At 72.6% G+C, this 25,087-nt stretch carries 26 protein-coding genes; 9 read left to right on the top strand and 17 right to left on the bottom strand.

What is annotated here, in order from left to right; genetic code table 11:
- Positions 1–202: 202 nt before the first annotated feature.
- The 4 genes from Q7A36_RS13795 to Q7A36_RS13780 all read left to right on the top strand — a co-directional run bounded on the left by Q7A36_RS13795 (position 203) and on the right by Q7A36_RS13780 (position 2,893).
- Positions 203–1,240: an extracellular solute-binding protein gene (locus Q7A36_RS13795; RefSeq protein ID WP_305104283.1), complete on the top strand. Its 1,038-nt coding sequence runs from the start codon at positions 203–205 to the stop codon at positions 1,238–1,240.
- A gap of 22 nt (positions 1,241–1,262) precedes the next feature.
- Positions 1,263–1,457 (top strand): (2Fe-2S)-binding protein, encoded by a 195-nt coding sequence (locus tag Q7A36_RS13790; RefSeq protein WP_305104282.1) that lies wholly within the window; start codon positions 1,263–1,265, stop codon positions 1,455–1,457.
- Positions 1,458–1,654: 197 nt separating this feature from the next.
- Positions 1,655–2,161, top strand: coding sequence for a bacterioferritin (gene bfr / locus Q7A36_RS13785; protein ID WP_305104281.1), 507 nt, complete (start codon positions 1,655–1,657; stop codon positions 2,159–2,161).
- A 162-nt stretch (positions 2,162–2,323) separates the two neighbouring features.
- Positions 2,324–2,893 carry a nucleoside 2-deoxyribosyltransferase gene (locus Q7A36_RS13780; RefSeq protein WP_305104280.1) on the top strand — a complete coding sequence of 190 codons (570 nt, stop codon included), beginning with the start codon at positions 2,324–2,326 and terminating at the stop codon, positions 2,891–2,893.
- Here the strand turns inward: Q7A36_RS13780 and phoB are convergent.
- The 7 genes from phoB to Q7A36_RS13745 form a co-directional block, all read right to left on the bottom strand.
- Positions 2,890–3,606 carry a phosphate regulon transcriptional regulator PhoB gene (phoB, locus tag Q7A36_RS13775; protein WP_305104279.1) on the bottom strand — a complete coding sequence of 239 codons (717 nt, stop codon included), beginning with the start codon at positions 3,604–3,606 and terminating at the stop codon, positions 2,890–2,892. The genes Q7A36_RS13780 and phoB overlap by 4 nt on opposite strands.
- Positions 3,607–3,622: 16 nt before the next feature.
- Positions 3,623–4,342, bottom strand: coding sequence for a phosphate signaling complex protein PhoU (gene phoU / locus Q7A36_RS13770; RefSeq protein ID WP_456306793.1), 720 nt, complete (start codon positions 4,340–4,342; stop codon positions 3,623–3,625).
- 41 nt (positions 4,343–4,383) lie between these two features.
- Positions 4,384–5,169: a phosphate ABC transporter ATP-binding protein PstB gene (gene pstB, locus Q7A36_RS13765; RefSeq protein ID WP_305104327.1), complete on the bottom strand. Its 786-nt coding sequence runs from the start codon at positions 5,167–5,169 to the stop codon at positions 4,384–4,386.
- 104 nt (positions 5,170–5,273) lie between these two features.
- Complete coding sequence (gene pstA / locus Q7A36_RS13760) at positions 5,274–6,179, bottom strand: phosphate ABC transporter permease PstA (protein ID WP_305104277.1); 906 nt, start codon at positions 6,177–6,179, stop codon at positions 5,274–5,276.
- Positions 6,180–6,183: 4 nt separating this feature from the next.
- Entirely contained in the window at positions 6,184–7,161 is a 978-nt protein-coding gene (gene pstC / locus Q7A36_RS13755; RefSeq protein WP_305104276.1) for a phosphate ABC transporter permease subunit PstC, read from the bottom strand.
- Between the two features lie 67 nt (positions 7,162–7,228).
- On the bottom strand, positions 7,229–8,284 hold the full coding sequence (pstS, locus tag Q7A36_RS13750; RefSeq protein ID WP_305104275.1) for a phosphate ABC transporter substrate-binding protein PstS: 1,056 nt from the start codon (positions 8,282–8,284) through the stop codon (positions 7,229–7,231).
- 143 nt (positions 8,285–8,427) lie between these two features.
- A complete protein-coding gene (locus tag Q7A36_RS13745; RefSeq protein ID WP_305104274.1) occupies positions 8,428–9,246 on the bottom strand; it encodes an enoyl-CoA hydratase-related protein in 819 nt (272 codons plus the stop codon).
- A gap of 160 nt (positions 9,247–9,406) precedes the next feature.
- Between Q7A36_RS13745 and Q7A36_RS13740 the strand changes: the two genes are divergently transcribed.
- Positions 9,407–11,107, top strand: a complete 1,701-nt coding sequence (locus Q7A36_RS13740) for a gamma-glutamyltransferase family protein (protein WP_305104273.1) — start codon at positions 9,407–9,409, stop codon at positions 11,105–11,107.
- Here Q7A36_RS13740 and Q7A36_RS13735 read toward each other — a convergent pair.
- A complete protein-coding gene (locus Q7A36_RS13735) occupies positions 11,089–11,751 on the bottom strand; it encodes a DUF924 family protein (RefSeq protein ID WP_305104272.1) in 663 nt (220 codons plus the stop codon). The two genes, Q7A36_RS13740 and Q7A36_RS13735, sit on opposite strands and share 19 nt — an antisense overlap.
- A gap of 178 nt (positions 11,752–11,929) precedes the next feature.
- On the opposite strand from Q7A36_RS13735, the gene Q7A36_RS13730 reads away from it, so the two are divergent.
- Both Q7A36_RS13730 and Q7A36_RS13725 read left to right on the top strand, forming a co-directional pair.
- Positions 11,930–13,645, top strand: a complete 1,716-nt coding sequence (locus tag Q7A36_RS13730) for an N-acyl-D-amino-acid deacylase family protein (protein ID WP_305104271.1) — start codon at positions 11,930–11,932, stop codon at positions 13,643–13,645.
- A 121-nt stretch (positions 13,646–13,766) separates the two neighbouring features.
- Entirely contained in the window at positions 13,767–14,726 is a 960-nt protein-coding gene (locus Q7A36_RS13725; RefSeq protein ID WP_305104270.1) for a Bug family tripartite tricarboxylate transporter substrate binding protein, read from the top strand.
- Positions 14,727–14,840: 114 nt separating this feature from the next.
- Here the strand turns inward: Q7A36_RS13725 and Q7A36_RS13720 are convergent, their stop codons facing one another.
- The 7 genes from Q7A36_RS13720 to Q7A36_RS13690 form a co-directional block, all read right to left on the bottom strand.
- On the bottom strand, positions 14,841–15,680 hold the full coding sequence (locus Q7A36_RS13720) for an SDR family NAD(P)-dependent oxidoreductase (RefSeq protein WP_305104269.1): 840 nt from the start codon (positions 15,678–15,680) through the stop codon (positions 14,841–14,843).
- A gap of 70 nt (positions 15,681–15,750) precedes the next feature.
- Positions 15,751–15,957 carry a YbdD/YjiX family protein gene (locus tag Q7A36_RS13715; RefSeq protein WP_305104268.1) on the bottom strand — a complete coding sequence of 69 codons (207 nt, stop codon included), beginning with the start codon at positions 15,955–15,957 and terminating at the stop codon, positions 15,751–15,753.
- Positions 15,954–18,017, bottom strand: coding sequence for a carbon starvation CstA family protein (locus Q7A36_RS13710; RefSeq protein ID WP_305104267.1), 2,064 nt, complete (start codon positions 18,015–18,017; stop codon positions 15,954–15,956). Before Q7A36_RS13710 ends, Q7A36_RS13715 begins: the two co-directional genes overlap by 4 nt.
- 67 nt (positions 18,018–18,084) lie before the next feature.
- On the bottom strand, positions 18,085–18,483 hold the full coding sequence (locus tag Q7A36_RS13705) for a type II toxin-antitoxin system VapC family toxin (protein WP_305104266.1): 399 nt from the start codon (positions 18,481–18,483) through the stop codon (positions 18,085–18,087).
- Positions 18,483–18,728: an antitoxin gene (locus Q7A36_RS13700; protein WP_305104265.1), complete on the bottom strand. Its 246-nt coding sequence runs from the start codon at positions 18,726–18,728 to the stop codon at positions 18,483–18,485. Before Q7A36_RS13700 ends, Q7A36_RS13705 begins: the two co-directional genes overlap by 1 nt.
- A 52-nt stretch (positions 18,729–18,780) precedes the next feature.
- Entirely contained in the window at positions 18,781–19,671 is an 891-nt protein-coding gene (locus tag Q7A36_RS13695) for an NAD-dependent epimerase/dehydratase family protein (RefSeq protein ID WP_305104264.1), read from the bottom strand.
- A 3-nt stretch (positions 19,672–19,674) separates the two neighbouring features.
- A complete protein-coding gene (locus Q7A36_RS13690) occupies positions 19,675–20,478 on the bottom strand; it encodes an alpha/beta fold hydrolase (protein ID WP_305104263.1) in 804 nt (267 codons plus the stop codon).
- A 111-nt stretch (positions 20,479–20,589) separates the two neighbouring features.
- Between Q7A36_RS13690 and Q7A36_RS13685 the strand changes: the two genes are divergently transcribed.
- Positions 20,590–21,276 carry a DUF1194 domain-containing protein gene (locus Q7A36_RS13685; RefSeq protein WP_305104262.1) on the top strand — a complete coding sequence of 229 codons (687 nt, stop codon included), beginning with the start codon at positions 20,590–20,592 and terminating at the stop codon, positions 21,274–21,276.
- Positions 21,277–21,385: 109 nt separating this feature from the next.
- Here the strand turns inward: Q7A36_RS13685 and Q7A36_RS13680 are convergent, their stop codons facing one another.
- The gene (locus Q7A36_RS13680; RefSeq protein WP_305104261.1) at positions 21,386–22,501 is read right to left on the bottom strand and encodes a THUMP domain-containing class I SAM-dependent RNA methyltransferase; all 1,116 of its coding nucleotides are present in this window, start codon (positions 22,499–22,501) and stop codon (positions 21,386–21,388) included.
- Between the two features lie 134 nt (positions 22,502–22,635).
- Positions 22,636–23,274, bottom strand: a complete 639-nt coding sequence (locus Q7A36_RS13675; protein ID WP_305104260.1) for an HAD hydrolase-like protein — start codon at positions 23,272–23,274, stop codon at positions 22,636–22,638.
- A 621-nt stretch (positions 23,275–23,895) separates the two neighbouring features.
- On the opposite strand from Q7A36_RS13675, the gene Q7A36_RS13670 reads away from it, so the two are divergent.
- Positions 23,896–25,086 (top strand): ATP phosphoribosyltransferase regulatory subunit, encoded by a 1,191-nt coding sequence (locus tag Q7A36_RS13670; protein ID WP_305104259.1) that lies wholly within the window; start codon positions 23,896–23,898, stop codon positions 25,084–25,086.
- Position 25,087: the final 1 nt, after the last annotated feature.

Below are 25,087 nucleotides of genomic sequence, written 5' to 3'. Positions count from 1 at the left end.
CGGGCTGACCTGCCGTCATCCCTCGAAGGGCCCGTCCCGGCGCAGGCCGGGGCGGGCCCTTCTCGCGAGCGCTTCGCATTTGCGCCAGCGCAAGGCGCAATGGTCCGGCCGCGGCGCAGGCTCCCTCAGTCGCCTGCCGGAAAGCACTTGCGAATGGTTCTCATTATCCCTATCAACAAGGCCGACGGACCGGAGTGACGCCATGACCGCCCGATCGACGCGCCGCCTGCTCGGCCTGCTGGCCGCCGGCTTTGCCGCCATCGGCCTCGCCCCCGCCGCGGGGGCCGAGGAGGTCAACCTCTATTCCTCCCGCCACTACGACAGCGACCGGACGCTCTACGAGGCCTTCACCAGGGAGACCGGCATCCGCGTCCGCCTGATCGAGGGCGATGCCGACCAGCTTATCGAACGGATCCGGAACGAGGGCGCCAATAGCCCCGCCGATGTCTTCATCACCGTCGATGCCGCGCGCCTCGCCCGCGCCGCCCAGGCCGGCATCCTCGCGCCCTTCGCCTCGAAGGTGGTGGAGCAGCGCATCCCGGCCGGCCTGCGCTCGAAGGAGGGGCTCTGGTTCGCCATCTCCCAGCGCGCCCGCGTCGTCATGTACGACAAGGAGAAGGGGAAGCCCGCCGGCCTCGCGCGCTACGAGGACCTGGCCGGGCCCGCCGGCGCCGGCCTCTGCGTCCGCTCCTCCAACCATCCCTACAACATCAGCCTCGCCGCCTCGGTGCTGATCGCCGACGGCGCAGAGAAGACCGAGGCCTGGGCGAAGGGCGTCGCCGCCAACCTCGCCCGCCCGCCGCAGGGCGGCGACCGCGACCAGTTCCGCGCCATCCCCGCGGGGCAATGCACCCTGGCGCTGGCCAATACCTATTACCTCGCCGCCTTCGGCGCCTCGCAGAAGCCCGAGGACCAGGCGCTCTTCAAACGCATCGGCGTCGTCTTCCCGAACCAGGGGGAGGGCGACCGGGGGACGCATGTGAACATCTCCGGCGCCGGCCTGGTGAAGACCGCGCCGAACAGGGCGCAGGCCGCGCGCTTCCTGGAATTCCTCACCGGCGACCATGCCCAGTCCATGCTGGCGCTGGGCAACATGGAATACCCGGCGGTGCCGGATGCGCCGCTCCATCCGGCGCTGGAAGCCATGGGGCGCTTCCGGGCCGAGCCGGTGGATGCCGAGAACACCAATGCCCATGCCGCCGAGGCGCTGCAGATCCTGCAGCGCAGCGGCTGGCGCTGAGGCCTGAGGGGGACCTGGGATCGTGATCGTCTGCCTGTGCAACGCGCTGACCGATACGCAACTGAACGAGGCGGTCGCGCAGGGGGCACGCCGGCCCCGCGACGTCTATGCCGCCTGCGACTGCAAGGCCCAGTGCGGCAGCTGCACCAGGATGATCCTTTCCATGATCCGGGACAGCCAGACGGCGGGGCTTGCCAATCCGGCCGGCCTCCCGTGATCTTGAGGTGCCGGCGCATGCAAAGCCCGGCACCAGACCTGGGGGAGGAAACGCCCGCGAGAGCGGCAGCGGCGGTCTGACGGCGGGGGATGCGGGCGAAGGGTGCGGTGCCGATGGCAGGCGCGGTCCCCGCGCCGGCCCGCGCCGGCAGCCTGCCGCGGCGATGTCCCACCCACCCCCGATCCGGGAGCCGCGTCATGAAGTCCGATCCGAAGGTCATCGAGTTCCTGAACACCCAGCTCACCAACGAGCTGACCGCGATCAACCAGTACTTCCTGCATGCGCGAATCCTGCGGCACTGGGGCGTGACCAAGTTCGGCGACCACGAGTACAAGGAATCGATCGAGGAGATGCGCCATGCCGACTGGCTCATCGAGCGCATCCTCTTCCTCGGCGGCCTGCCCAACCTGCAGCGGCTGAACCAGCTCCTCATCGGCCAGACGGTCGAGGAGATCCTGCAGAGCGACCTCAAGCTGGAGGAGAAGGCGATGACCGACCTCCGCGACGGTATCGCCTATATGGAGGGCGTGCGCGACTACGTCTCGCGCGACCTCTTCCGCCGCATCCTCGACAACGAGGAGGAGCATGTCGACTTCATCGAGCGGCAGTTCGACCTGATCAAGCTGATCGGCATCCAGAACTACATCCAGCTCAACAGCGCCGCGGCGCCCGACCAGCACGGCGACACCGGCACGGGCGACTGACCGGGGCCGGCGGGCGGGCGCGCCGCCCGCCCCCTCCTCCGGCGCCAGGCCCCGACGCGCCGGGCGGCGATCCGCTCCCGGCACCCGTCGTGAGGAGCAGAGTCCCGCCGTCGGGCGATCTGCTCTGGCAATCCGCCCCGGGGACCTGCATTAGCAAGCCTCATGCGAATCTACCTGGCCGGTCCCGAGGTCTTCCTGGCCGATGCCGAGGCCGTCGCCGCGGCCAAGCGGGCGGTCTGCGCCGCCCATGGCCTCCTCGGCGTCTTCCCGCTCGAGCCGCCGCCCGTCGCGCCCGATGCCGCGCAGCCGGAATGGCTGCGCATCTACTGGGCGAACGAGGCGCATATCCGCGGCTGCGACGCGCTGATCGCCAACCTCACGCCCTTCCGCGGCGCCTCGGCCGATGTCGGCACGGTCTACGAACTCGGCCTCATGCGGGCCCTCGGCCGGCCGGTCTTCGGCTACAGCAATACCGCGCGGCGCTTCGGCGCGAGGACGCTGGCCGCGCTGGGCGGGGCGGCGCGGCGGCGGGCGGACGGGACCTGGGAGGATGCGGAGGGCATGGCGGTCGAGGAATTCGACCGCCATGACAACCTGATGCTGGAAGGCGGCATCGCCGCCTCGGGCGGCGCCTTCGAGGCGGAGGAGGTGCCGCCGGAGCGCCGCTGGCACGACCTCGCCGCCTTCACCCGCTGTGTCGCGGCGGCGGCGCGGGTGCTGCGGGCCGGCTAGCTCTCCTCGACGTCGAGCGCATAGCCGGCCGAGCGCACGGTGCGGATCACGTCCGCCTCGCCCTCGCCGTTGATGGCCTTGCGCAGGCGGCGGATATGCACGTCCACCGTCCGCGGCTCGACATGGATGTCGCGGCCCCAGACGGCGTCGAGGAGCTGCTCCCGGCTGAAGACCCGGCCGGGATGCTGCATCAGGAATTCCAGCAGCCGGTACTCGGTCGGGCCGAGATGCAGCGCCCGGCCGTTGCGGGAGACGCGATGCGCGTCCTGGTCCATGGTCAGGTCGCGGAAGGCCAGCATGCCGCGCGTCGCCAGGCTGCCGGACCGCCGCAGCAGCGCGCGGATGCGCGCCATCAGCCCGTCCATGGCGAAGGGCTTGGTGATGTAGTCGTCGGCGCCGGTGTCCAGCGCGCGGACCGTGTCCTGCTGCTCGGTCCGCGCGGTCACCATGATGATCGGCAGGTCGCGCGTGCCCGGCCGCCGGCGGAGCTGCCGGCAGACCTCGAGGCCCGAGAGCTGCGGCAGCATCCAGTCGAGCAGCACCAGGTCCGGCTTCGATTCGGCGACGCGGACCAGGGCCTCCTGGCCGTCCGCCGCCTCCTCCACCCGGAATCCCTGCTTCTCCAGGTTGTAGCGCAGCAGGGTCAGCAACGGGACCTCGTCCTCCACCACCAGGATGGTCGGGCGCGCCCCGCCGGGGACCAAGTCGGGCATGCGCGGCTCCTCCTGCTCAGACCGGCGGGCGGACCACGGCGAAGGCCGAGCTGTCGGCCTTCGGCCGCTCCTCGGTCAGGGCCTCGCCGCTGACGGCATAATGCACCGTTTCCGCGATGTTCGTCGCGTGGTCGCCGATCCGCTCCAGGTTCTTGGCGACGAAGAGCAGATGGGTGGCCGCGGTGATGTTGCGCGGGTCCTCCATCATGAAGGTCAGCATCTCCCGGAAGATGCCGTTGTAGACCTCGTCCACCGGCTGGTCGGCGGCCCAGACCTCGTCGGCGCGGGCGGCGTCGTCGTTCACCAGCGCGTCCATGGCGCCCTTCAGGTTCTCCTGCACCAGCCGCGCCATGCGCTGGAAGCCGTTGAGGCTGCCGAGCGCGGGCTGCTGTGCCAGCACCACGCTGCGCTTGGCGGCGTTGCGGGCATAGTCGCCGACGCGCTCGATCTCGTGGCTGATCTTCAGCGCCGCGACGACGAGGCGGAGATCGGCGCCGGCCGGCTGGCGCAGCGCCAGGATCCGGATGCAGAAGGCCTCGATCTCACGCTCCAGCGCATCGATCTCGACATCGCGCGCCATCACCTCGGTCGCCAGCTCGGCGTCGCGGCGCACCAGCGCGGCGACGGCATCGGCGACCTGCCGCTCCGCAAGCCCGCCCATGCGGGCGACCAGCTCGCGCAGCCGGCGCAGCTCCTTCGCATAGGACTTGACGGTGTGTTCCTGCATCCTGTCCATCCTGGCCTCCGATTCCCCGGGCCGGCGATCGCCGGCCAGCCTCAGCCGAACCGGCCGGTGATGTATTCCTGGGTCCGCGGGTGCCGCGGGGCGGTGAAGAGCTGCGCCGCCGGCGCCACCTCGATCAGCTCGCCGAGGTAGAAGAAGGCGACCTGGTCGGCGCAGCGGGCGGCCTGCTGCATGTTGTGGGTGACGATCGCGATGGTGAAGTCGCGCTTCAGCTCGTCGATCAGCTCCTCGATCTTCAGCGTCGAGATCGGGTCGAGCGCCGAGGTCGGCTCGTCGAAGAGGATCACCTCCGGCCGCACCGCGATGGTCCGCGCGATGCAGAGCCGCTGCTGCTGCCCGCCCGAGAGGCCCATGGCGCTGCTGTTCAGCCGGTCCTTCACCTCGCCCCAGATGGCGGCGCGCGACAGCGCCCATTCGATCCGCTCGTCCATCTGCGGCTTCGACAGCTTCTCGTGCAGCCGGATGCCGAAGGCGATGTTGTCGTAGATCGTCATCGGGAAGGGGGTCGGCTTCTGGAAGACCATGCCGATCCTGGCGCGCAGCTCGTTGACGTCGACGTCGTCGCCGATCAGGTTCTGGCCGTCCATCATCACCTCCCCCGTGGCGCGCTGGCCGGGGTAGAGGCTGTACATGCGGTTCAGCACGCGCAGCAGGGTGGACTTGCCGCAGCCCGAGGGGCCGATCATGCCCGTCACCTGCCGCTCCGGCAGGTTGAAGTTGATGCCCTTCAGCGCCCGGTTGTCGCCGTAGTAGAAGTCGAGGTTCCTGATGGCGACGCGGACGGTCTCGTTCAGGGCGGCGCCGGAGCGCGCCTGCATGCCGCCGAAGCCGGCCGCCTGCCGGTCCTGCGCCGGGGTCTCGGTGGTGGAGCTCATGGGTCCCGTCTCCTGGCTCGGTTCTTGGGGGCTCGGTGGTTGGGGGCTCAGTGCCTGGGCCGCACGACGAGGCGCGCGACGATGTTGATGGCCAGCACCCCGGCGGTGACGATCAGGGCGCCCGACCAGGCGATGGCGATCAGGTCCGGGAAGCCGCTATTGGCCTGCTGGTAGATGGCGATCGGCAGGCTGGACATGGACCGGCCGAGGTCCCAGGACATGACGCTGTTGCCGAAGCTCGTCAGCAGCAGCGGCGCCGTCTCGCCGGTGATGCGGGCGACCGCGAGCAGGACGCCGGTGACCATGCCCGACAGCGCCGCGCGATAGGCGACCAGCGTGATCATCTTCCATTTCGGCGCGCCGAGGCCGACCACCGCCTCCCGCAGGGTATTGGGCAGGAGCTGCAGCATGTCCTCGGTGGTCCGTACCACCACAGGGATGACGATGATGGCGAGCGCGAGGCCGCCGGCGAGGCCGGAGAAGCCGCCCATCGGCAGCACGACGAGCTGGTAGACGAAGAGGCCGATGAGGATGGAGGGCGCCGAGAGCAGCACGTCCGAGACGAAGCGGACCGCGTTGCCGAGCGCCGAGCCGCGGGCGTATTCGGCCAGGTAGGTGCCGACCAGCAGGCCGATCGGCGTGCCGACTAGCGTGCCGATCGCGGTTTGGATGACCGAGCCGAGGATGGCGTGGCTGAGGCCGCCCTTGGGCGCGTCCGGGTCGCCATAGGTGGTCGGCTGGAACTCCCGGGTGAAGACCGCCCAGTCCAGCGACCCGAGGCCGCGCCAGAGCAGCGTGAGGAGGATGGAGGCCAGGAAGAAGAGGCCGATCGCCGTCGCGCCGAGGCAGAACCAGCGGACCAGCGTGTCCATGCGGCGGCGGCGGCGGCCGAGGGCGCGCGCGGTCGCGATGTCCTTGACCGGCGAGAGGGCGGGCAGGGTGGTGGCGCTCATGGGATCAGCCCTTCAGCCGGGAGCGCAGCAGGAAGCGCGAGATGGCAAGGACGATGAAGGAGATGACGAAGAGCAGGAAGCCGAGCGCCAGCAGCGAGGACTGCTTCAGGCTGCCCATCAGGCTCTCCGGGAACTCCATGGCGACGATCGAGGCGATGGTCGTCGAGGGGTCGAAGAGGCTGCTCGGCATGCGGTTGGCGTTGCCGATGACGAAGGTGACCGCCATGGTCTCGCCCAGCGCGCGGCCGAGGCCGAGCATGATGCCGCCGACCACCGAGACGCGGGTATAGGGCAGCACGACGCCCTTCATCACCTCCCACCGCGTGCAGCCGAGGCCGTAGGCGCTCTCCTTGTAGACCGGCGGCACCTGCTCGAAGACGTCGCGCATGGTCGCGGCGATGAAGGGCAGGATCATGATCGCCAGCACCAGCGAGGCGGTGAAGACCGAGGTGCCGGTGAAGCTGTTGCTGGCCAGCAGGACGCCGATCAGCGGCAGCTCGCCCAGCGTCTCGCCGATCGTGAGCTGGATGTATTGCTGCACGAAGGGCACCAGCACGAACAGGCCCCACATGCCGTAGATGATCGACGGGATGGCGGCCAGCAGCTCGATCGCGGTGCCGATGGGCCGCCGCAGCCAGGGCGGCGAGAGCTCGGTCAGGAAGAAGGCGACGCCGAAGGCGGCCGGCACGGCGAGGAGGATGGCCAGCACCGCCGAGACGATGGTGCCGAGCATCGGCACCAGCGCGCCGTACTGCTCCCGCCCCTCGACCGGGTTCCAGGCGGTGCTGGTCAGGAAGCCCGCGCCGAATTCGCGGAAGGCGGGCAGGCCGCCGACGAACAGCGTCAGGATGATCGCGCCGAGCAGGAGCAGCACGAGGATGCCCGATCCGCGGCACATCCATTCGAAGATCAGGTCCCCGGTGCTGCCGATCTTGCGGCGCGTGCCGGCCGGGGCCTGGAGGGCGGCGGCGGTGGTCGACAAGGCTGGTCTCCCGCTTCGTGGCGACGGGCAAGGGGTGGCCGGGGGCGCGCGGCCCCCGGCCCTTGGCTCAGGCGGTCCAGACGGCCTGGCCGTTCGGACCCTTCACGCCCTTCCAGGCCTGCCGGATGCGCTCGGCGACCGCCTCGGGCAGCGGGATGTATTCCAGGCGGCGGGCCGCCTCGGCGCCGTTCCTGTAGGCCCAGTCGAAGAACTTCATGGTGGCGAGGCTGCCCTGGACGCGGTCCGCCGCCGGATTGGTCGGCAGCAGGATGAAGGTCGGGGCGACGATCGGCCAGACATTGGCGCCGCCCAGGTCGATCAGGTCGGCGGCGAAGTTCGGTGCGTTCCAGTCGGCGCTCTCGGCCGCGGCGATGAAGTTCGCCATCTCCGGCTTGACGAAGGCGCCGGACTTGTTGCGGAGCTGCGTGGTGACGAGCTTGTTCACCGTCGCATAGGCGTTCTCGGTATAGCCGATGGCGCCGGGCGTGTTGCGGACGGTATTGGCCACGCCCTCGTTGCCGCGGGCGCCCTGGCCGCCCGGCCATTGCACGCTGGTCGCCGCGCCCGGGCCGGACTTCCAGGCCTCGGAGACGCGGGAGAGATAGGTGGTGAAGACGAAGGTCGTGCCGGAGGCATCGGCGCGGTAGACCGGGGCGACCGGCAGGTTCGGCAGGCGCAGGTCGCGGTTCAGCTCGGCGACGCGCGCATCGTTCCAGCGGCCGATCTTGCCGAGGAAGAGGTCGGCCAGGACCTCCGGCGTCAGGCGCAGCGCGTTGTCGGCGACGCCCGGCAGGTTCACGATTAGCACGACCGAGCCCATGACGGTCGGGAACTGCAGCAGGCTGCGCTCGGTGAGCTGCGCCGCCGGCAGCGGCGCGTCGGAGGCGCCGAAATCCACCGTGCGGTTGGTGATCTGGTTGATGCCGCCGCCGGAGCCGATGGACTGGTAGTTGAGCTGGACGCCGGCGGCCTCGCGGGCCTGCTGGCCCCAGCGCTCGTAGACCGGGCGGGGGAAGCTCGCTCCGGCACCGGTGATCTGCGCCTGCTGGGCGAAGGCCGGACGGCCGAGCAGCGGGACGGCGGCGGCGGCACCGGTGGCGATGAGAAGGGAGCGTCGATTCACGCGGTTTTCTCCGACAGGGAGGGGCCCGGAACGGAGCGGTCCCGGGCGGCGCCCCTACCTAGTCGCACCGAAAGTCCACAAGGTTGCAGTTTTGCGAAGGTTCGATGACAGACCAGCGGATGACCGGCCCGGTTATCCATCCGTCAAGGATTGCCTGATCCGCCCTCCGGCCGCCCGGACCAGGAAGGCCGCCGCTTCTCCCGGAAGGCCGCCAGCCCCTCCCGCCCCTCGGCCGAGGCGCGCTGCATCCAGCCCTCATGCGCCAGCAGCGCCATCTGCCGCGCATCCAGCTTCAGGCCATTGGCGCCGAGCAGGCTGTCCTTCGTCACCGCCACCGCGCCGGGGGCCGAGAGCAGCGTCTCCTCCAGGATCGCCGCCAGCCGCGCCTCGATCGCCGCGGCCTCGTGCACCTCGTGCACCAGGCCGATCCGCAGCGCCTCCGCCGGCCCGAAGCGCTCGCCGGTGATGGCGTAGCGCCGGGCCTGCCGCAGCCCCATGGCATGGACCATGTGGGTCGAGATCGGGGTGGGGGAGACGCCGACGCGCACCTCCGTCAGGCCGAAGATCGCCTGCGGCGTCGCCAGCGCCACGTCCACGCAGCAGGCGATGCCGGCGCCGCCGCCGAAGCAGGCGCCCTGGATGAGGGCGAAGGTCGGACGGGGGAATTCGTTGAGCTTCTGCATCGCCTGGGTCGTGGCCAGCGAGGCCGCGAAGGCGCGCTCCGGCGGGTAACCCGCCACCTCGGACAGCCAGTGGATGTCGGCGCCGGCGGCGAAGTGGCGCCCGGCGCCGCGGATGACCAGCGCCCGGACGGTGGGATCGGCGGCCAGGGCGTCCAGCCCCTCGATCAGGGCGCGCAGCAGCGCCTCGTTATAGGCATTGCCGCGCTCCGGGCGGTTGAGCGTGGCGGTGACGACGCCGCGCGGGTCGCGGTCGAGCAGGACGGGCGGTTCCTCGGGCATGGCGGCCTCGTTGGCAGGGTTGCCGCCCTTGTGCCCCTGCGCCGCCCGGCCCGCCAGACCGCCCGCCGCGCCGCCTGCGCCCCAGGCCCGGCCCGCGGCCGTTGACAGCCGCCGGGCGGGGCGCGGACCCTCTCGGACGACCGACCCCGGAGGCCGTCCCATGTACGCCACCCGCCCGACGCTCTACGGCACGCGCCACGCCGTCTCGGCCGGCCATTACCTCGCGGCGTCAGCCGGCTTCGCGGTGCTCGAGGCCGGGGGCAATGCCATCGATGCCGGCTGCGCCGCCGGCATCGCCCTCGGCGTGCTGCTGCCCGACCTGGTCAATGTCGCGGGCGTCGCGCCCATCCTGATCCGCAAGGCGGACGGCACGGTCGAGACCATCGCCGGCCTCGGCCACTGGCCGCGCGGCATCCCCGCCGACCTCTTCATGCGCGAGCACGGCGGCCGGATCCCGAACGGCGTGCTGCGCACCGTCGTCCCCGCCGCACCCGATGCCTGGATCACCGCGCTCGAGCGGCACGGGACCATGGGCTTTGCCGATGTTGCGCAATACGCGATCCGCTATGCGCGGGACGGTTTCGCGGTCTACCCGCTGCTGGCCGACAATATCCGCGACCACGAGGCCGACTACGCGCGCTGGCCGGGCAATGCCGCCATCTTCCTGCCGGGCGGGCGCCGACCGCAGGTGGGCGAGCGGTTCGTGCAGTCCGACCTCGCGGCCACGCTGCAATACATGGCCGATGAGGAGGCGAAGGCGGCGGGGAAGGGGCGCCTCGCCGGCCTCGCCGCCGCGCATGCCGCCTTCTATCGCGGCGACATCGCGCGCGAGATCGCCGCCTTCATGCGGCGCGAGGGCGGCTACCTGACGATGGAGGACCTGGCGGGCTACCGCTCCCGCCTCGAACCGGCGGTGCGGCGCCCCTGGCGCGGGCATGAGGTCATCACCTGTGGCCCCTGGTGCCAGGGCCCGGCGCTGCTGGAGGCGCTGCTGCTGATGGAGAAGGGCGGCATCGCCGGCCTGGCGCATAACAGCGCCGAGTACCTCCACCTCCTCACCGAATGCATCAAGGCGGCGATGGCCGACCGGGAATACCATTTCGGCGATCCGGCCTTCCTTGAGGTGCCGGTCGAGGCGCTGCTGTCCGACGCGCATCTCGCGGCGCGCCTCGCCGAGATCGACCCGGACCGCGCCCTGCCCGGCATGCCCGGCCCGATCCTGAATGGCGGCACCGCGCTGCCCGGCGCCGCCGACCGCGCCGCGCCGCTGGTGGAGGCCGATACCTCCTATTGCTGCGTGGTGGACCGCTGGGGAAATGCCTTCTCGGCGACGCCCTCCGACGGGTCCTGGAACTCGCCGGTCGTCCCTGGCCTCGGCCTCATCCCCTCCAACCGCGGCAGCCAGAGCCGGCCCGACCCGGCGCATCCCTGCGGCGTCGCGCCCGGCAAGCGGCCGCGCCTGACGCCGAACCCAGCCATGGTGGTCACGGCCGAGGGCGGCGTCATGCCCTTCGGCACGCCGGGCGGCGACGTGCAGATCCAGGCCATGATCCAGGTGCTGCTGAACATCCTGCAGCACGGGATGGAGGTGCAGGAGGCGATCGAGGCGCCGCGCGTCGCCTCCTACTCCTTCCCCTCCAGCTTCGCGCCATTCGACTTCTTCCCCGGCCGCCTGGCGGTGGAGGAGGCGATCCCCAAGGCCACGCGGGACGCGCTGGCGGCGAAGGGGCACGACATCAGGGACTGGCCGGCCAAGACCTGGCTCGCCGGCACGGTGGAGGTGGTGAAGTCCGACCCCGCCACCGGCCTGCTGGCCGCCGGCGCCGACCCGCGGCGGCCGGCCTATGCGGTGGTGGGATAGGCGACCGGCTGCGGCGGCCGGCGGAGATGCACCAGGTCGCCGGTCGCCAGATAGCCCCTCTCCTCGGGCGTCGAGGCCCGGCCGAGCAGGGCGTTCCGGTGGGGATAGCGGCCGAAGCGGGCGATCACCGCCTGGTGCCCGCGCGCCTGCTCGGCCGAGAAGCGGTAGAGCGGCAGCAGGGGCTCCGGCGCCGACCAGGCCACCGCCTCGGCCATCGCCACCACGCGGATCATCCGCTCCCGGTGGTCGGGCCCCTCGGCATGCGCCAGCGGCAGGAAGAAGAAGGTCCTCTCCCAGGGATGCGCCAGCGCGTCGTACTGGCCGTTGCGCAGCCCGTCCTCGGCGATCCGCAGCGCATCCGCATCGCCGGCATAGGCCTCCGGCGTCCCGGCGCGGAACTGCCGCGGCGCCTGGTCCAGCAGCAGGATCAGCGCGAGCCTGCCGAGCGGCGCGGCTGCCCATTCGTCGAGTTGGCCCCGCAGCGCGGCCTCCGCCAGCGGCGCGAAGGCGGCGGGCAGGACCTGGCCGCCGCCGAACCACTGCCCGAACATCCAGTGATGCGTCTCCGCCCCCGCCTCGGCGAGGCCCGATGGGAACCAGGCCTCGATCACCGGCCGCCAGTCCTGCTTCGCCAGCCCTGTCATCGTCCGACGCCTCCCGCAGGAATGTCCATGACAGGAAAGCTGCCCGGCAGGGTCCACCGGGGTCTTTGCGCCAGCGCACACCGCCTGCTGCATCGCACCCGGATCAGGCCATGGACGGGCGGGCCGGCCGCCGGCACACTCGGTCGTCCGACCAAGCGGCAGGAGGAGGGCGCGGGCCATGCATGACGTCGTGATCCGGGGGGGCACCATCGTCGATGGCACCGGCGCGCCCGCCTTCGCCGGCGACCTCGCCATCACCGGCGACCGCATCGTCCAGGTCGGCGGCAAGGCCGGCCCGGGACGGCGGGAGGTGCAGGCCGAGGGCCGCCTCGTCACCCCCGGCTGGGTCGATGTGCACACCCATTACGACGGCCAGGCGACCTGGGACCCGGTGCTCGCGCCCTCCTCCTGGCACGGCGTGACGACCATCCTCTTCGGCAATTGCGGCGTCGGCTTCGCGCCCGTCCGGCCCAGCCATCACCAGGCCTTGATCGACCTGATGGAAGGTGTCGAGGACATCCCCGGCATCGCGCTGGCCGAGGGGTTGAAATGGGACTGGGAGAGCTTCCCGGAATACCTCGATGCCCTCTCGCGCCTGCCGCGCACCATCGACGTCGCGGCGCAGGTCGCCCATCACCCCCTGCGCGTCTATGCCATGGGCGAGCGCGCCATCAACCGGGAGATGGCGACGGCCGACGACATCGCGCTCATGGCGAAGCTGACGGAGCAGGCGCTGCAGGCCGGCGCCTTCGGCTTCACCACCAGCCGCACCGACCAGCACAAGACCCCGGCCGGCGAGCTGGTCCCTGGCCGCTACGCCGAGTATGAGGAGCTGATCGCCATCGGCAAGGCGATGGGCCGCGCCGGCCGCGGCGCCTTCGGCATGCTGTCCGACTTCGAGGACGAGGCCACCGAATTCGGCTGGCTGCGCCAGGTGGCGAAGGACAGCGGCCGTCCCGTCTGGTTCCTGCTGACCGACCGCAGCTACGACCCGGATCGCTGGCGCCGGCTGATGGACGGCATCCGCGCCGCGCGGCAGGAGGGCCTGCCGCTCTCGGCCCAGGTCGCGGGCCGGCCGGTCGGGCTCATCCTCGGCCTCACCACCTCGCTCAATCCCTTCGCGCTCCGCGAGGGCTTTTCCGAGCTGTCGCGCCTGCCGCCGGCGGAGCAGCTTGCCCGCCTGCGCGACCCGGAGGTCCGCGCGCGCATCCTGGCGGAGGAGGCGAGCCCGCGCCTGCTGGAGATCCTGCCGCCGCTGTCGCGCCAGATCGCCACGCGCTGGGACCGCATGTACATCCTGGGCGACGATCCGAATTACGAGCCGCCGCCTGAGCGCAGCATCGCCGCCATGGCGGCGCGCACGAACCAGTCGGCGCCCGAGTTCTGCTACGACTACCTGACCGGCGGCGATGGCGGGCGGATGCTCTATTTCCCCGTCACCAACTACGTCCATGGCGACCTGGAGGTGGTGCGGGAGATGATCACCGACCCGCACACCATCCTTGGCCTCTCCGATGGTGGCGCGCATTGCGGCGTGATCTGCGACGCCTCGCTCTCCACCACCATGCTGACGCACTGGGTGCGCGACCGCACGCGCGGCGAGCGGCTGCCGCTGGAATTCGTCATCAAGCGCCAGACCAGCGAGACGGCGGACTTCTTCGGCTTCCACGACCGCGGCCGGCTGGCCCCGGGCAAGAAGGCCGATGTCAACGTCATCGACTTCGCGGCGCTGCGGCCGCACCACCCGGAGATGGCCTATGATCTGCCGGCCGGCGGGCGGCGGCTGGTGCAGCGCGTCGATGGCTACGAGATGACGCTGGTGAGCGGCGTGCCGATCTTCGAGCGCGGCGAGGAGACGGGGGCAAGGCCAGGGAAGCTCGTCAGGGCGGAGTAGCCTCAGGGAGGGCTCTGCCCTCCCCGAACCCCACCCGCCAAGGGCTTAAGGCCCTTGGAACCCTTGAGTCGGGCGCGCGCGGGTCGGTACGCTTCCTCTAACGATCGATGGGAGGAACGCCATGTCCCCGACGCGCCGCGGCCTGCTGGCCGCCGCCGCGCTGCTGCCCGCGCCGGCGCGCGCCCAGGCCTGGCCGACGCGGCCCGTGCGCCTCGTCGTCGGCTTCACCCCCGGCAGTTCCACCGACGTCACCGCCCGCATCTTCGCCCAGGCCTTCTCCCAGGCCTGGGGGCAGCCCGTCGTGGTGGAGAACATCCCGGGCCAGGGCGGCGCCATCGGCGCCGACCGCGTCGCCAAGTCGCCGCCCGACGGCGCGACGCTGCTCTGGGGCGCGAACGGCGCGCTGACCATCGTGCCGACCCTGCAGCCCGTGGGCTTCGACCCGCTGAAGGACCTGGCCGCGATCGGCCGGACGCTCTCCATGGCCTCGGTCTTCCTCGTCGCCAACGGGTCGCCCTTCCACAGCCTCGGCGACGTCATCGCCGCCGCACGGGTGCGGCCGGGCGGCCTCGCCTACGGCACGCCGGGTGTCGGCACGCCGCAGCACATCGCGGTCGAGATGCTCTGCCGCCTCGCTGGCATCCGCATGGAGCACGTGCCCTATCGCGGCGCCAACCTGGCGGATGTCATGAACGGCGTCCTGCCGCTCGGCGTGCAGAATTCCGGCGTCGCCATGCCCCTCGCGCAGGAGGGCCGCATCCGCGCCATCGCCGTCTCCTCCCTGCAGCGCTCGCCCGCCATGCCGGAGATCCCGACCGTCGCCGAGCAGGGCTTCCCCGGCTTCGAGGCGCTGTCCTGGTTCGGCCTGATGGCGCCCGCCGGCACGCCGCGCCCCATCCTCGACAAGGTGCATGCCGAGGCGATGCGCGTGCTGGCCGATGCCGAGCAGCGCGCGCGCTTCGCGCAACTCGGCCTCGACCCCGCGCCGAGCACGGGCGAGGAGATGCAGGCGCTGATCGCGGCCGACATCCAGAAATGGGCCAGGGTGATCGCCGAGGCGGGGATCCAGGCGGGGCGGTAGCCTTCGCCGCGGCGCCACCGATCCCGTCGCCACCCGTCACGCGGGGGCCTGACCCGCGCATCTCCCGCCCGTCGGGTGCCGCGTCGCCAGCGATGGCCGGCCGGGCGCGGCCTGCTACCCCGCATCCTCCGCCAGCGCCGCCACGGCCCCGCGCAGCGGCGCCCAGAGCGCGGCGCGCTGCGCCGGCGTCATCCCCGCGGCCAGGCCGCCATCGATGGTGAGCGCGATGCCGGTGACGAAGCCGGCGCGGTCGTCGGCGAGGTAGAGCACGCCCTCCGCGATGTCCTCCGCCCGGCCCTCCCGGCCGATCGGGTGCATGGCGGCGGCGTTCCGCGACGCCTCCTCCGCCACCTTCGCGTCGAGTTGCGTCGGCAACCCCGCCGAACGGCCGAAGATCGGCGTGGCGATCACGCCGGGGCAGATGCAGTTCACCCGGATCCCGTGCCCGGCCAGCTCCAGCGCCGCGCATTTCGTCAACTGGATCACCGCCGACTTCGCCACCGAATAGGCCGTGGCGGTGGAGCCGGGGATCAGCCCGGCGACGCTCGCCGTGTTGACGATGGCGCCCGAGCCCTGGCGCGTCATGACGGGCGCCGCGTGCTTGATGCCGAGCATGACGGAGCGGACCAGCACCGCCATGGTCGCGTCCCAGCCCTCGGTCGGCATGGTCTCGATCGGGTCCGGCACGCCGGGGCGGCCGGCATTGTTGAACATCAGGTCGAGGCGCCCCCAGCTGCTCTCGGCCAGCGCCACGGCCGCCGCCACCTCCTCCTCCCGCGTCACGTCGCAATGGACGAAGCGGGCCGCGGGGCCGAGCGTCTCGCAGAGCCGCTCGCCGGCCGCGTCCTGGATATCGGCGACGACGGCGCGGCCGCCTTCCTCGAGGAAGCGCTCCACTGTCCGCTTCCCGATGCCCGAGGCGCCGCCGGTGATGACGGCCACCTTGCCCTGCATGCGCATGGCGCTTCCCCCTTCTTGTGGTGCGCCGATCCTGCCGGGCTTCGGCGCGGCGGGCGAGGGGGGATCAGCAGCAGCGGAAGCCGCGCGTGCCGCCGCCGAAGCGCGCCGCCTCGCGGTCGCGGAAGAACTCGGCGTGCGTCATCGGCGCCTTGTCGGGATGCAGGCGGCGCGCATGCTCCAGATAGGCCTCGTAGCTCGGCTGCCCGACCATCAGCCGCGCCGTGTCGCAGAGGCAACGCAGCCAGGCGCGCGGCGCATCCGCGCGCGTCATTCGGCCGCCACCCGCGCCGGGCCGCCCACCTCCTGCGCCGTCCAGCGCTCGGCGCGCCAGGCCTCCCAGCAGGACTTCACGCCGAAGGCGATGATGGCGACCACGACCGCGACGAAGAGCGCGGCGAGGGCCGCGTCGATGCGGTCGTTGAAGACGATCTGGCGCATCTGGTCGAGGTTCTTCGCCGGCGCCAGCACCTGGCCGCGGTCCAGCGCCTCGGCATAGCGGGAGGCATGCGAGAGGAAGCCGACCCGCGGATCGGCCGAGAGGATCTTCTGCAGCCCGGCCGTCAGGGTGCAGGCCGCCAGCCAGAGCGTCGGCAGGATCGTCACCCAGGCGTATTGCTGCCGCTTCATCCGGAAGATGACGACGGTGCAGAGCGTCAGCGCGACCGCTGCCAGCATCTGGTTGGAGATGCCGAAGAGCGGCCAGAGGGTATTGACCCCGCCCAGCGGGTCGGTGACGCCCTGGTAGAGGAAGAAGCCCCAGGCGGCGACGCAGAGCGCGGTGGCGACGACCCCCGAGGCCCAGTTCGCCGTGTCCCTCATGGCGGGGACGAAGACGCCCAGCAGGTCCTGCAGCATGAAGCGCCCGGCGCGGGTGCCGGCATCGACGGCGGTCAGGATGAACAGCGCCTCGAACAGGATGGCGAAGTGGTACCAGAAGGCCATCATCGCCTTGCCGCCGATGACCTGGTGGAAGATATGCGCCATGCCGACGGCCAGCGTCGGCGCGCCGCCGGCGCGGGAGATGATGGAGGTCTCGCCCACGTCGCTCGCGGCCTGGGAGATGTCGGCGGCGGAGACGGCGAAGCCCATGTTCGTCACGGCCGTCGCGGCGCTCTCGGCCGTGGTGCCGATGACGGCGCCCGGGCTGTTCATGGTGAAGTAGATGCCCGGCTCGATCACGCTCGCCGCGATCAGCGCCATGATCGCGACGAAGCTCTCCATCAGCATGCCGCCATAGCCGATCAGCGGCGCATTCGCCTCACTGTCGATCAGCTTCGGCGTGGTGCCGGAGGAGATGAGGGCGTGGAAGCCCGAGACGGCGCCACAGGCGATGGTGATGAAGAGGAAGGGGAACAGTGCCCCGGACCAGACCGGCCCGCTGCCGTCCACGAAGCGCGTCACGGCGGGCATGCGCAACTCGGGCAGCACCACCAGGATGCCGATGGCCAGCCCCATGATCGTGCCGATCTTGAGGAAGGTGGAGAGGTAGTCGCGCGGCGCCAGCAGCAGCCAGACCGGCAGGATGGAGGCGACGAAGCCGTAGCCGATCAGCATCCAGCAGAGCTGCGTGCCGCTGAAGGTGAAGGCGGCGGCCCAGGCCGGGTCCTCCGCCACCCATTGCCCGCCGAGGATCGCCAGCATCAGCAGCACGAAGCCGAGGACCGAGACCTCCCCGATCGCGCCGGGCCGGATGACGCGGAGATAGATGCCCATGACAAGGGCGATCGGGATGGTGGCGGCGACGGTGAAGGTGCCCCAGGGGCTCTCGGCCAGCGCCTTCACCACGATCAGCGACAGCACCGCGAGGATGATCACCATGATCAGGAAGGTGCCGAAGAGCGCGATGACGCCGGGCACGGGCCCGAGCTCGGCGCGGATCAGCTCGCCGAGCGAGCGCCCGTCGCGCCGCATGGAGACGAAGAGCACCATGAAGTCCTGCACCGCGCCGGCCAGCACGACGCCCGCCAGGATCCAGAGCATTCCCGGCAGGTAGCCCATCTGCGCCGCGAGCACCGGGCCCACCAGCGGCCCGGCGCCGGCGATGGCCGCGAAATGATGGCCGAAGAGGACGGTGCGGTCGGTGGGCACGTAGTCGAGCCCGTCGTTGCGCCGGACCGCCGGTGTCGGCCGCGCCGGGTCGAGCCGCATGACGCGGCCGGCGATGAAGCGCGCATAGTAGCGATAGGCGATGAGGTAGGTGGCGACCGCGGCCGCGAGGACCCAGACGGCGCCCACCGGCTCGCCCCGCGCCGAGGCGATGACCGCGAGCGCCCCCGCCCCGACCAGCCCGACCAGGACCCAGGGCAGGTGCCTTCCGAGTGTTCCTTGCATGCGTCCCTCCCGTCACCCGGTGCGCGGACGGGAGAGCGCATGGCCGCGCACCCGGTTGCGCCTGCGGTCAGGGCGCTTCCCAGTCCTCCACGGCGAGGTCGGGGATGCGGGCGAATTCCCGGATGTTGCGGGTAACGAGGGTGAGGCCGCGCGCCCTGGCCTGGCCGGCGATCAGCAGGTCATAGGGGCCGATAGGCGTGCCGCGGCGGACGAGCTCGGCGCGGATGGCGCCGGCGGTGCGGGCATCCTCGGCGTCGAAGGGCAGGATCGGAAAATCCAGCCGTTCCAGCCGGTGCAGGTTCAGTCCCGAGCGCTGGCTGCGGAAGGCGCCGAAGGACAACTCGTGCCAGACAATGGCGGAGACCTGGATGTCTTCCCCGCCATGCTCCCGCACGCGGCGGGCGACGGGCCCGCGCGGATCGCGCATGATGGCGATGACGGCATTGGCGTCCAGCAGCCAGCCCATCAGTCGTCGAACAGGGTGTCGAGTTCCGGCCGCGCCTGCATCGGCGGCTGCTCCAGCGCGTAGCGCGCGGCATCCTCATCCAGGGGCTCGAGCGCGTCGAGCCAGGCCCAGTCATCCGCGATGGGCTCGAGGATCACCGCATTGCCCTCGCGGCGGATGCGGACCTCCTGGCCCTTGAAGCGGAATTCCTTGGGCAGCCGGACCGCCTGGGATCGGCCTGACCAGAAGAGCTTGGCGGTCGGCATCGCGGCACCCCACGGTAGCTACCACTGCTATATACCGTGGTGCCCCTCTGCTTCAACGCCGCCAGCTATGCCGCGGCGCGTAGCCCAGCACCCGCTTCGCCTTCTCGACGGAGAGCAGCGTGCCGTGCTCGGCCAGCTCCCCGCGGATCGGCACGCCGGGAAAATGCTCGGCCATCAGGTCGCGGCTCGGGCGCTCCATCACCGTGTCGGCGGCGGCGATGGTGAAGGCGTCGCAGCCCGCCACATCGGCCTCCAGCGCCAGCCGCGCGGCCTGGGCGACGTCGCGCGCATCCACCCAGCTCCAGAGATTCCAGCGCCGCAGCGCCGCGTCCGCCTGGAAGCCGGGGATCAGGGCGTAGTCCGCCTCCTCCAGGATGTTGCTGATGCGGAGCGCCGTGAAGCGGGTGCCCGGGTTCCAGCGGTGCATCTCCTCCGCCATCCGCTCGCAGAGCGCCTTGGCCAGCGCATAGCTGCTCTCGGGCACCAGCGGATGGTCCTCGGTCACCGGGGCAAACAGCGGCGGGCTGCGGGTGAGGGGAAGGCCGTAGGTGGTCTCCGAGGACGCCCAGACCACCCGCTCCACCCCGGCCAGCGTGGCGGCGGAGAAGATGTTCCAGGTCGTCATCATGTTGTTGTGGAAGGTCGCCGCATCCGTCGCCAGGCCGGGCGCCGGGATGCCAGCCATGTGCACCACCGCGAAGGGCTTCCCGAGCGGGTCCCGCCGGCGGTCCAGCGTCCCCGCCATGCGCGCCAGGCTCTCCACCGCCGAGCCGAAGCCGGTCAGGTCCACCCGCATGAAGTGGCACGGCGGCCCGCCGGACGGCGGCGGCTCGGCGGGCGGCCGCACGTCCACGTTCAGCACGGCATAGCCATGCGCGAGCAGTTCCCGCACGATGGCGGTGCCGGCCTTGCCGCTGCCGCCGGTGACGACGACGCTGCGCATCGCTCAGTGCCGCTCGAGGAAGGCGAGCACCGCGGCATCGAAGGCCGCCGGGTTGTCCTGGCTCATGCTGTGCGCGGCATTCGGGATCGAGACGCGCGCGCAGCCCTTGATGTGCTTCTCCAGCGCATCGGCGTTCGCCACGAAATTCGGCAGGGTCTGCGCGCCCACCACCAGCAGGGTCGGCGCCCGGATCGCCTCCGCCGCCGCGCGTGAATAGGGGCGGCGCTGCTCGTGGCGCTGGCCGAGCAGGGTGCGGGCATTCGCGCGGTTGATCGCCTTGCGCGCCTCGCTGCGCTTCTCCCAGGCGCCCGGGCCGCCGGTATGCTCGGCGATGCGCCTGAGGCCACCCTCCACGTCGCCGGCCTCGATCAGCGCGGCGCCCTCGGCGAAGGCGCCGGCCTGGGCGCCGCTTGCGGGCCTGCCGCCCAGGCTCTCGTCCAGCTCGCCCCCCGGCTCGGCCAGGACCAGGGCGCGGACGAGGTCCGGATGCCGCTCGGCGACGCGGAAGGCGATATGGCCGCCACGCGAGTGGCCAACCAGCCGCACCGGCCCGGCGCCGAGGCCGCGGATGAAGGCGGCCACGTCGGCCACGTGCCGGTCGATGGTGAAATCCCCGTCCGCGGTCCATTCCCCGGGCCAGCAATGCCGCAGGGACAGCGCCAGCACGCGGTAGTGCTTCCCGAGCGTCTCCATCTGCGGCGCCCAGTAGCGCTGGTCGCCGAGCGTCCCGTGCACCAGCACCAGCGGCTCGCCGGCGCCGCTCTCGGCATAGCTCAGGTCGTAGCCGTCCACGGTGAAGCTCGGCATGGCGTTCCTCCTCGTCCCGGCCGGACCATGCGCCGGCCGGCGCGCGCCGCCAAGGCTTGGCGCCGCCGCGACCACGTCCCATGTCATCGCAACGACATCCGGGGTCCGTCCATGCAGCGCCGCAGCATCCTTGCGCTCCCGGGGGGCCTCGCCGCCGCACCTGCCGCCGCGCAGGTGCCGGAGGTGGACACGCTCCTCGTCCTCGCCGTCGATGCCTCCGGCTCCATCGATGCCGACGAGTTCCGCCTGCAGCGCGAGGGCTATGCCGAGGCGCTGTCGCATCCCGCCGTGCTCGCGGCCATCGCCAGCCGGCCGCGCGGCGCCATCGCGGTCGCCATGGTGGAATGGGGCTCGCCCGGCGGCGCGGCGACGGTGGTCGATTTCCACCGCATCGCCGATGCCGCCGATGCGCGGCGCCTCGCGGAGGCGGTGCTGGCCGCGCCGCGCAGCCCGCAGAGCTGGAACGCGATCGGCGATGCGCTGGACCATTGCGCGCGCCTGCTGCTCGCCGCGCCCTTCCGCGCGGCGGAGCGGGTGATCGACCTCTCGGGCGACGGGCCCGACCTGCGCTCGCTGCGGCCCGCCGAGGTCGCGCGCGACGAGGCTGTCGCGGCCGGCATCCGGATCAATGCGCTCGCCGTCGCCGCCGCCGGCCAGGTCACCCGCTTCGGCGAGCCGCTGGCCGAGACCTATCGGCGGGAGGTGGCGGGCGGGCCCGGCGCCTTCGTGGTGACGGCGGAGGACCGGCGCGACATCGCCCGCGCGCTGCGGGCCAAGCTGGTCCGGGAGATCGCCTGACATCCAACCGCCGACGGGCGTCGCGCGCAGGCTCGGGCCGACACGAGACCGGCCGCGCCCGTCCAGACCGAGGGGCCGATCCGGGGCGCCGGGCCGGCGACCGGCGCCGTCAGGCCAGGGGCGCGGTCCGGTACAGCGTCACCCGCAGCCCGCCATGCGGCACCGGCGGGCCGGGCGGCAGGAAGGGCAGCCCGGTCACCTGGGCCAGCCGCGGCTCGGCGGTGACCAGGCCGACGCGCCAGCCCGAGAAGCGTGCCCGCAGCACCTGCCCCAGGGCGCGGTAGAGCGGCCCCAGCGCCTTCCCCTCGCCGAGGCGCGCGCCATAGGGCGGGTTGACGATGACCAGGCCCGGCGGCCCCTCCGGCGGCGCGGCGTCGCTGATCGTCGCCTGGCGGAATTCGGTGCCGGCCTCGACGCCGGCCCGCGCGGCATTGGCGCGGCTCATCTCCACCGCCCCCGCGTCCCGGTCGCTGCCGAAGCAGCGGAACGCAGGCTCGCGCCGGCTCTGCACCGCGCGCATGCGCGCCCAGGCCTCGGCGTCGAAGCTGGCGAGGTCCTCGAAGGCGAAGCGGCGCGCCCGGCCGGGATTGAGGCGCGCCGCGATCTCCGCCGCCTCGATGACGAAGGTGCCCGCGCCGCACATGGGATCGAGCAGCGGCTCGGTGCCGGCATAGCCGCACTGCATCAGGAAGAGCGAGGCGAGGGTCTCGCGCATCGGCGCCGGGTTCACCGCCTCCTTGTAGCCGCGCTTGTGCAGCGGCTCGCCGGAGGTATCGACGCTGATGGTGCAGAGGTCGTGCTCGAGCCGCGCCCGCACCAGGATGCCGCCCGCCTCGGCCTCCGGCGCGCCGAGCGTCTCGCGGATGGCGGTGGCGATGCGCTGGGCGGCGGCGCCGCTGTGCCAGATGCGGGAGGCGGCGCAGGTGGCCTCCACCCGGAAGGGCCGGTCGGGGCGCAGCACGCTCGCCCAGGGCACGCGCCGCGCCCGCTGGTCGAGCTGCGCGAGGTGGACCACGCGGAACTGGTCGAGCCGCGCCAGGACCCGCCCGGCGCCGCGGATCCAGAGATTGGCGCGCCAGACCTCCGGCCAGCCGCCCTCTATGACCACGCCGCCGGGCACCGCCCGCGGGCGGCGGAAGCCCTTACCGCGCACCTCTTCGCAGAGCACCGGCTCCAGGCCCGGCGCGGCCGCCAGGAAGATCTCGAATGTCGTGTCCGTCGTCATCGCATTGGCCGGGCGGGGCGCCCGATCCGGGGCGGGGCCGCCGGGGTTGGAGGGCCGGGCGGGAAAGGCGTGGCCGCGCTGTACCATCGCGGGGGAGGGGCGGCCATCCCGGCCGAGGGGCCTGCCGCCCGGGATCACATCCCGAGCCCGGCCGCCACCTCCGCCGGCGTGCCGAAGACCCAGCGCGGCCCGCGTGCCAGCAGCGCCGCCGGCGCCGCATAGCCCCAGGTCACCGCGGCGAAATCCATCCCCACCTTCGCCGCCGCCTCGGCATCCCGCGTCTCGTCGCCGACATAGACCGCCGCCGCCGCGGGTAGCCCCGTCGCCCGCAGCACCTGTCGCAGCTTCGGCGCCTTGCCGAAGAGCGAGGCGCCGCAGGCGAAATGCGAGACCGCGGCGGCCGCCGCGCCCAGGGTCCGCCGGATGTTCGGCTCGGCATCCGAACTGGCGATCGCCACCACCGCGCCGCCCGCCGCCAGGCCGCGCAGCATCTCGGGCACGCCGGGGAAGAGCGGGATGCAGGCCGCCGCCTCGGCCTTCATGGCCCTGAGGTCGCGCGTCAGCGCCGGCAGCTTCCAGGGCGGGACCTGCATCGCCCGCAGGATCTCCGGTGTCGGCAGCAGGCGCAGCGACTCCACCTCCTCCGGCGCCACCGGCCGCAGCCCGTGCCGCGCCCCGACCTCGTTCAGCACGGAGCGGAACCAGGGAAAGGAATCGGCCAGGGTGCCGTCGAAGTCGAAGATGACGAGGCGCGGCGGCGGAGCGGGCGGCATGCCGGCATCCTGCCCTGCGGCGCCGCGGCCGTTGAGGGGGAGGCGGCGATGACGTCGCTGCGCGGCGGCAATGGGGTGCTGGAAATTCTGAATATATTCCTATAAGCTGGTCGTGGACTGTTCGGCGGGGCAATCATAGCGGCTGGGCTGGACAAGGCGGCGGGTGATGGCGAGGCGGGGGTGGGCCCGGAGGCTGCCGGCCGGGCCCGCCCCGGTACCGTTCCGGTGCCTCTCGCGGCGCGGTGCAGGGCCGGTCGTCGCAGGCGCGGGTGGCATGTCCGGGGCCGGCCCGGCGGCCGCCCGACACCTCATGCCGAGCCGTCGGGCCATGGCCTGCCACGATTCCGCCGCGATCCGCCTGCGACCTTTGTCCGAATCCAGCACGCCGAGGCGTCTTACGGCCATCGTCCGACGCCCCGGTGCTCCCGGCGGTCGCCTGGGCCGGTCCCGGTGGCCGGCGATCCGCCCGGATCCCGCATCCCCGCACGGCCGGCTCGTTCCGCTGACCGGCCTCCCGCCGCGGCGCTCCTCCCCTCGGGGTCCGGGGCCGGCAATCCGTCCGGAGTCTGCATCTCCGCTCCCCTTGCGCGGCCCCGCCCCCGCTGCCACACCCGGCCGGTCATGACCGACGACGACGCGCCCAACCCCGCCCTGCTGCCCGCGGGCCTGATCGACCTGCTGCCGCCCGAGGCCGAGCGCGAGGCCGCCCTGGTCGAGAGCCTGATGGCCGCCTTCGCCGCGCATGGCTACGAGCGGGTCAAGCCGCCGCTGCTCGAGTTCGAGGACAGCCTGCTCGCCGGCTCGGGCGCCGCCGTCGCGGAGCAGACCTTCCGCCTGATGGACCCGGTGTCCCAGCGCATGATGGGGCTGCGCGCCGACACCACGCCGCAGGTCGCCCGCATCGCCGGCAGCCGGCTCGGCCTGCAGAAGCGGCCGCTGCGGCTCTGCTATGCCGGCCAGGTGCTGCGGGTGAAGGGCACGCAGCTCGCCCCCTCCCGCCAGGTGGCCCAGGCGGGGGTGGAGCTGATCGGCAGCGACGCCGCGACGGCGGATGCCGAGGTGGCCGCCGTCGCCGTCCAGGCGCTGGCGGCGATCGGCGTCACCGGCCTCTCGCTCGACGTCACGCTGCCCACCTTCGCCGCCGCGCTCTTCGAGGCCGCGGGGCTCGAGCCCGGGCTGCGGCAGCGCCTCGGCCGCGCGCTCGACCGCAAGGATGCCGCGGCCGTCGCCTCGCTCTCGGCCGAGGCCGGGCCGCTGGCCGCCGCCCTGCCGGCGCTGCTGCAGGCCGCCGGCCCGGCGGAGGGGGCGCTCGCCGCGCTCCGCGCCGCCACCCTGCCGCCCGCCGCCCAGGCGATCGCCGACAATGCCGCCGCCGTCATCGCCGCCATCCGGGCGCTGATGCCGGAGCTGCGCATCACCCTCGACCCCGTCGAGTTCCGCGGGCTGCGCTACCATGTTGGCGTCGCCTTCACCCTCTACGGCCCCGGCGCGGCGGGGGAGCTGGCGCGCGGCGGCCGCTACCTCGCGGGGGAGGAGCCGGCGACCGGCATGACCCTCTACCCCGAGGCGGCGATGCGCGCCGCGCCGCTGCCGCCGGTCCGCCCGCGCGTCTTCGTCCGCCTCGGCGAGGAGGCGGAGGCAGCCCGGCTGCGCGGCGCCGGCTTCGTCACCGTCGCCGCCCTGACCCCGGCCGATACGCCGGACGGGCTGCGCTGCACGCATATCCTCCGGGACGGCCAGGCCGTCCCGCTCGGCGGAACGCAGACCCACCCCGCGCCGCAGGGCGCCGCGGGCCGGGGCGCGGCGCCGTGAC

Source organism: Paracraurococcus lichenis (assembly GCF_030657435.1).
GTDB classification, from domain to species: Bacteria; Pseudomonadota; Alphaproteobacteria; order Acetobacterales; family Acetobacteraceae; genus Paracraurococcus; species Paracraurococcus lichenis.
The sequence above is the reverse complement of the archived record's forward strand: the minus strand, read 5'-3'. Positions and strand labels throughout refer to the sequence as shown.

What these genes read in the sequence shown, in the direction of transcription:
- Q7A36_RS13680 (WP_305104261.1), bottom strand. Translation starts at nt 22,501, where the DNA reads ATGACGACGGACACGACATTCGAGATCTTCCTGGCGGCCGCGCCGGGC.
- Q7A36_RS13675 (WP_305104260.1), bottom strand. Translation starts at nt 23,274, where the DNA reads ATGCCGCCCGCTCCGCCGCCGCGCCTCGTCATCTTCGACTTCGACGGC.
- Q7A36_RS13695 (WP_305104264.1), bottom strand. Translation starts at nt 19,671, where the DNA reads ATGCGCAGCGTCGTCGTCACCGGCGGCAGCGGCAAGGCCGGCACCGCC.
- pstA (WP_305104277.1), bottom strand. Translation starts at nt 6,179, where the DNA reads ATGAGCGCCACCACCCTGCCCGCCCTCTCGCCGGTCAAGGACATCGCG.
- Q7A36_RS13690 (WP_305104263.1), bottom strand. Translation starts at nt 20,478, where the DNA reads ATGCCGAGCTTCACCGTGGACGGCTACGACCTGAGCTATGCCGAGAGC.
- bfr (WP_305104281.1), top strand. Translation starts at nt 1,655, where the DNA reads ATGAAGTCCGATCCGAAGGTCATCGAGTTCCTGAACACCCAGCTCACC.
- Q7A36_RS13710 (WP_305104267.1), bottom strand. Translation starts at nt 18,017, where the DNA reads ATGCAAGGAACACTCGGAAGGCACCTGCCCTGGGTCCTGGTCGGGCTG.
- Q7A36_RS13745 (WP_305104274.1), bottom strand. Translation starts at nt 9,246, where the DNA reads ATGCCCGAGGAACCGCCCGTCCTGCTCGACCGCGACCCGCGCGGCGTC.
- Q7A36_RS13700 (WP_305104265.1), bottom strand. Translation starts at nt 18,728, where the DNA reads ATGCCGACCGCCAAGCTCTTCTGGTCAGGCCGATCCCAGGCGGTCCGG.
- phoB (WP_305104279.1), bottom strand. Translation starts at nt 3,606, where the DNA reads ATGCCCGACTTGGTCCCCGGCGGGGCGCGCCCGACCATCCTGGTGGTG.
- Q7A36_RS13685 (WP_305104262.1), top strand. Translation starts at nt 20,590, where the DNA reads ATGCAGCGCCGCAGCATCCTTGCGCTCCCGGGGGGCCTCGCCGCCGCA.
- Q7A36_RS13730 (WP_305104271.1), top strand. Translation starts at nt 11,930, where the DNA reads ATGCATGACGTCGTGATCCGGGGGGGCACCATCGTCGATGGCACCGGC.
- Q7A36_RS13705 (WP_305104266.1), bottom strand. Translation starts at nt 18,483, where the DNA reads ATGGGCTGGCTGCTGGACGCCAATGCCGTCATCGCCATCATGCGCGAT.
- Q7A36_RS13795 (WP_305104283.1), top strand. Translation starts at nt 203, where the DNA reads ATGACCGCCCGATCGACGCGCCGCCTGCTCGGCCTGCTGGCCGCCGGC.
- Q7A36_RS13780 (WP_305104280.1), top strand. Translation starts at nt 2,324, where the DNA reads ATGCGAATCTACCTGGCCGGTCCCGAGGTCTTCCTGGCCGATGCCGAG.
- Q7A36_RS13715 (WP_305104268.1), bottom strand. Translation starts at nt 15,957, where the DNA reads ATGACGCGCGCGGATGCGCCGCGCGCCTGGCTGCGTTGCCTCTGCGAC.
- Q7A36_RS13735 (WP_305104272.1), bottom strand. Translation starts at nt 11,751, where the DNA reads ATGACAGGGCTGGCGAAGCAGGACTGGCGGCCGGTGATCGAGGCCTGG.
- Q7A36_RS13725 (WP_305104270.1), top strand. Translation starts at nt 13,767, where the DNA reads ATGTCCCCGACGCGCCGCGGCCTGCTGGCCGCCGCCGCGCTGCTGCCC.
- pstB (WP_305104327.1), bottom strand. Translation starts at nt 5,169, where the DNA reads ATGCAGGCGCGCTCCGGCGCCGCCCTGAACGAGACCGTCCGCGTCGCC.
- Q7A36_RS13740 (WP_305104273.1), top strand. Translation starts at nt 9,407, where the DNA reads ATGTACGCCACCCGCCCGACGCTCTACGGCACGCGCCACGCCGTCTCG.
- phoU (WP_456306793.1), bottom strand. Translation starts at nt 4,342, where the DNA reads ATGGACAGGATGCAGGAACACACCGTCAAGTCCTATGCGAAGGAGCTG.
- Q7A36_RS13670 (WP_305104259.1), top strand. Translation starts at nt 23,896, where the DNA reads ATGACCGACGACGACGCGCCCAACCCCGCCCTGCTGCCCGCGGGCCTG.
- Q7A36_RS13720 (WP_305104269.1), bottom strand. Translation starts at nt 15,680, where the DNA reads ATGCAGGGCAAGGTGGCCGTCATCACCGGCGGCGCCTCGGGCATCGGG.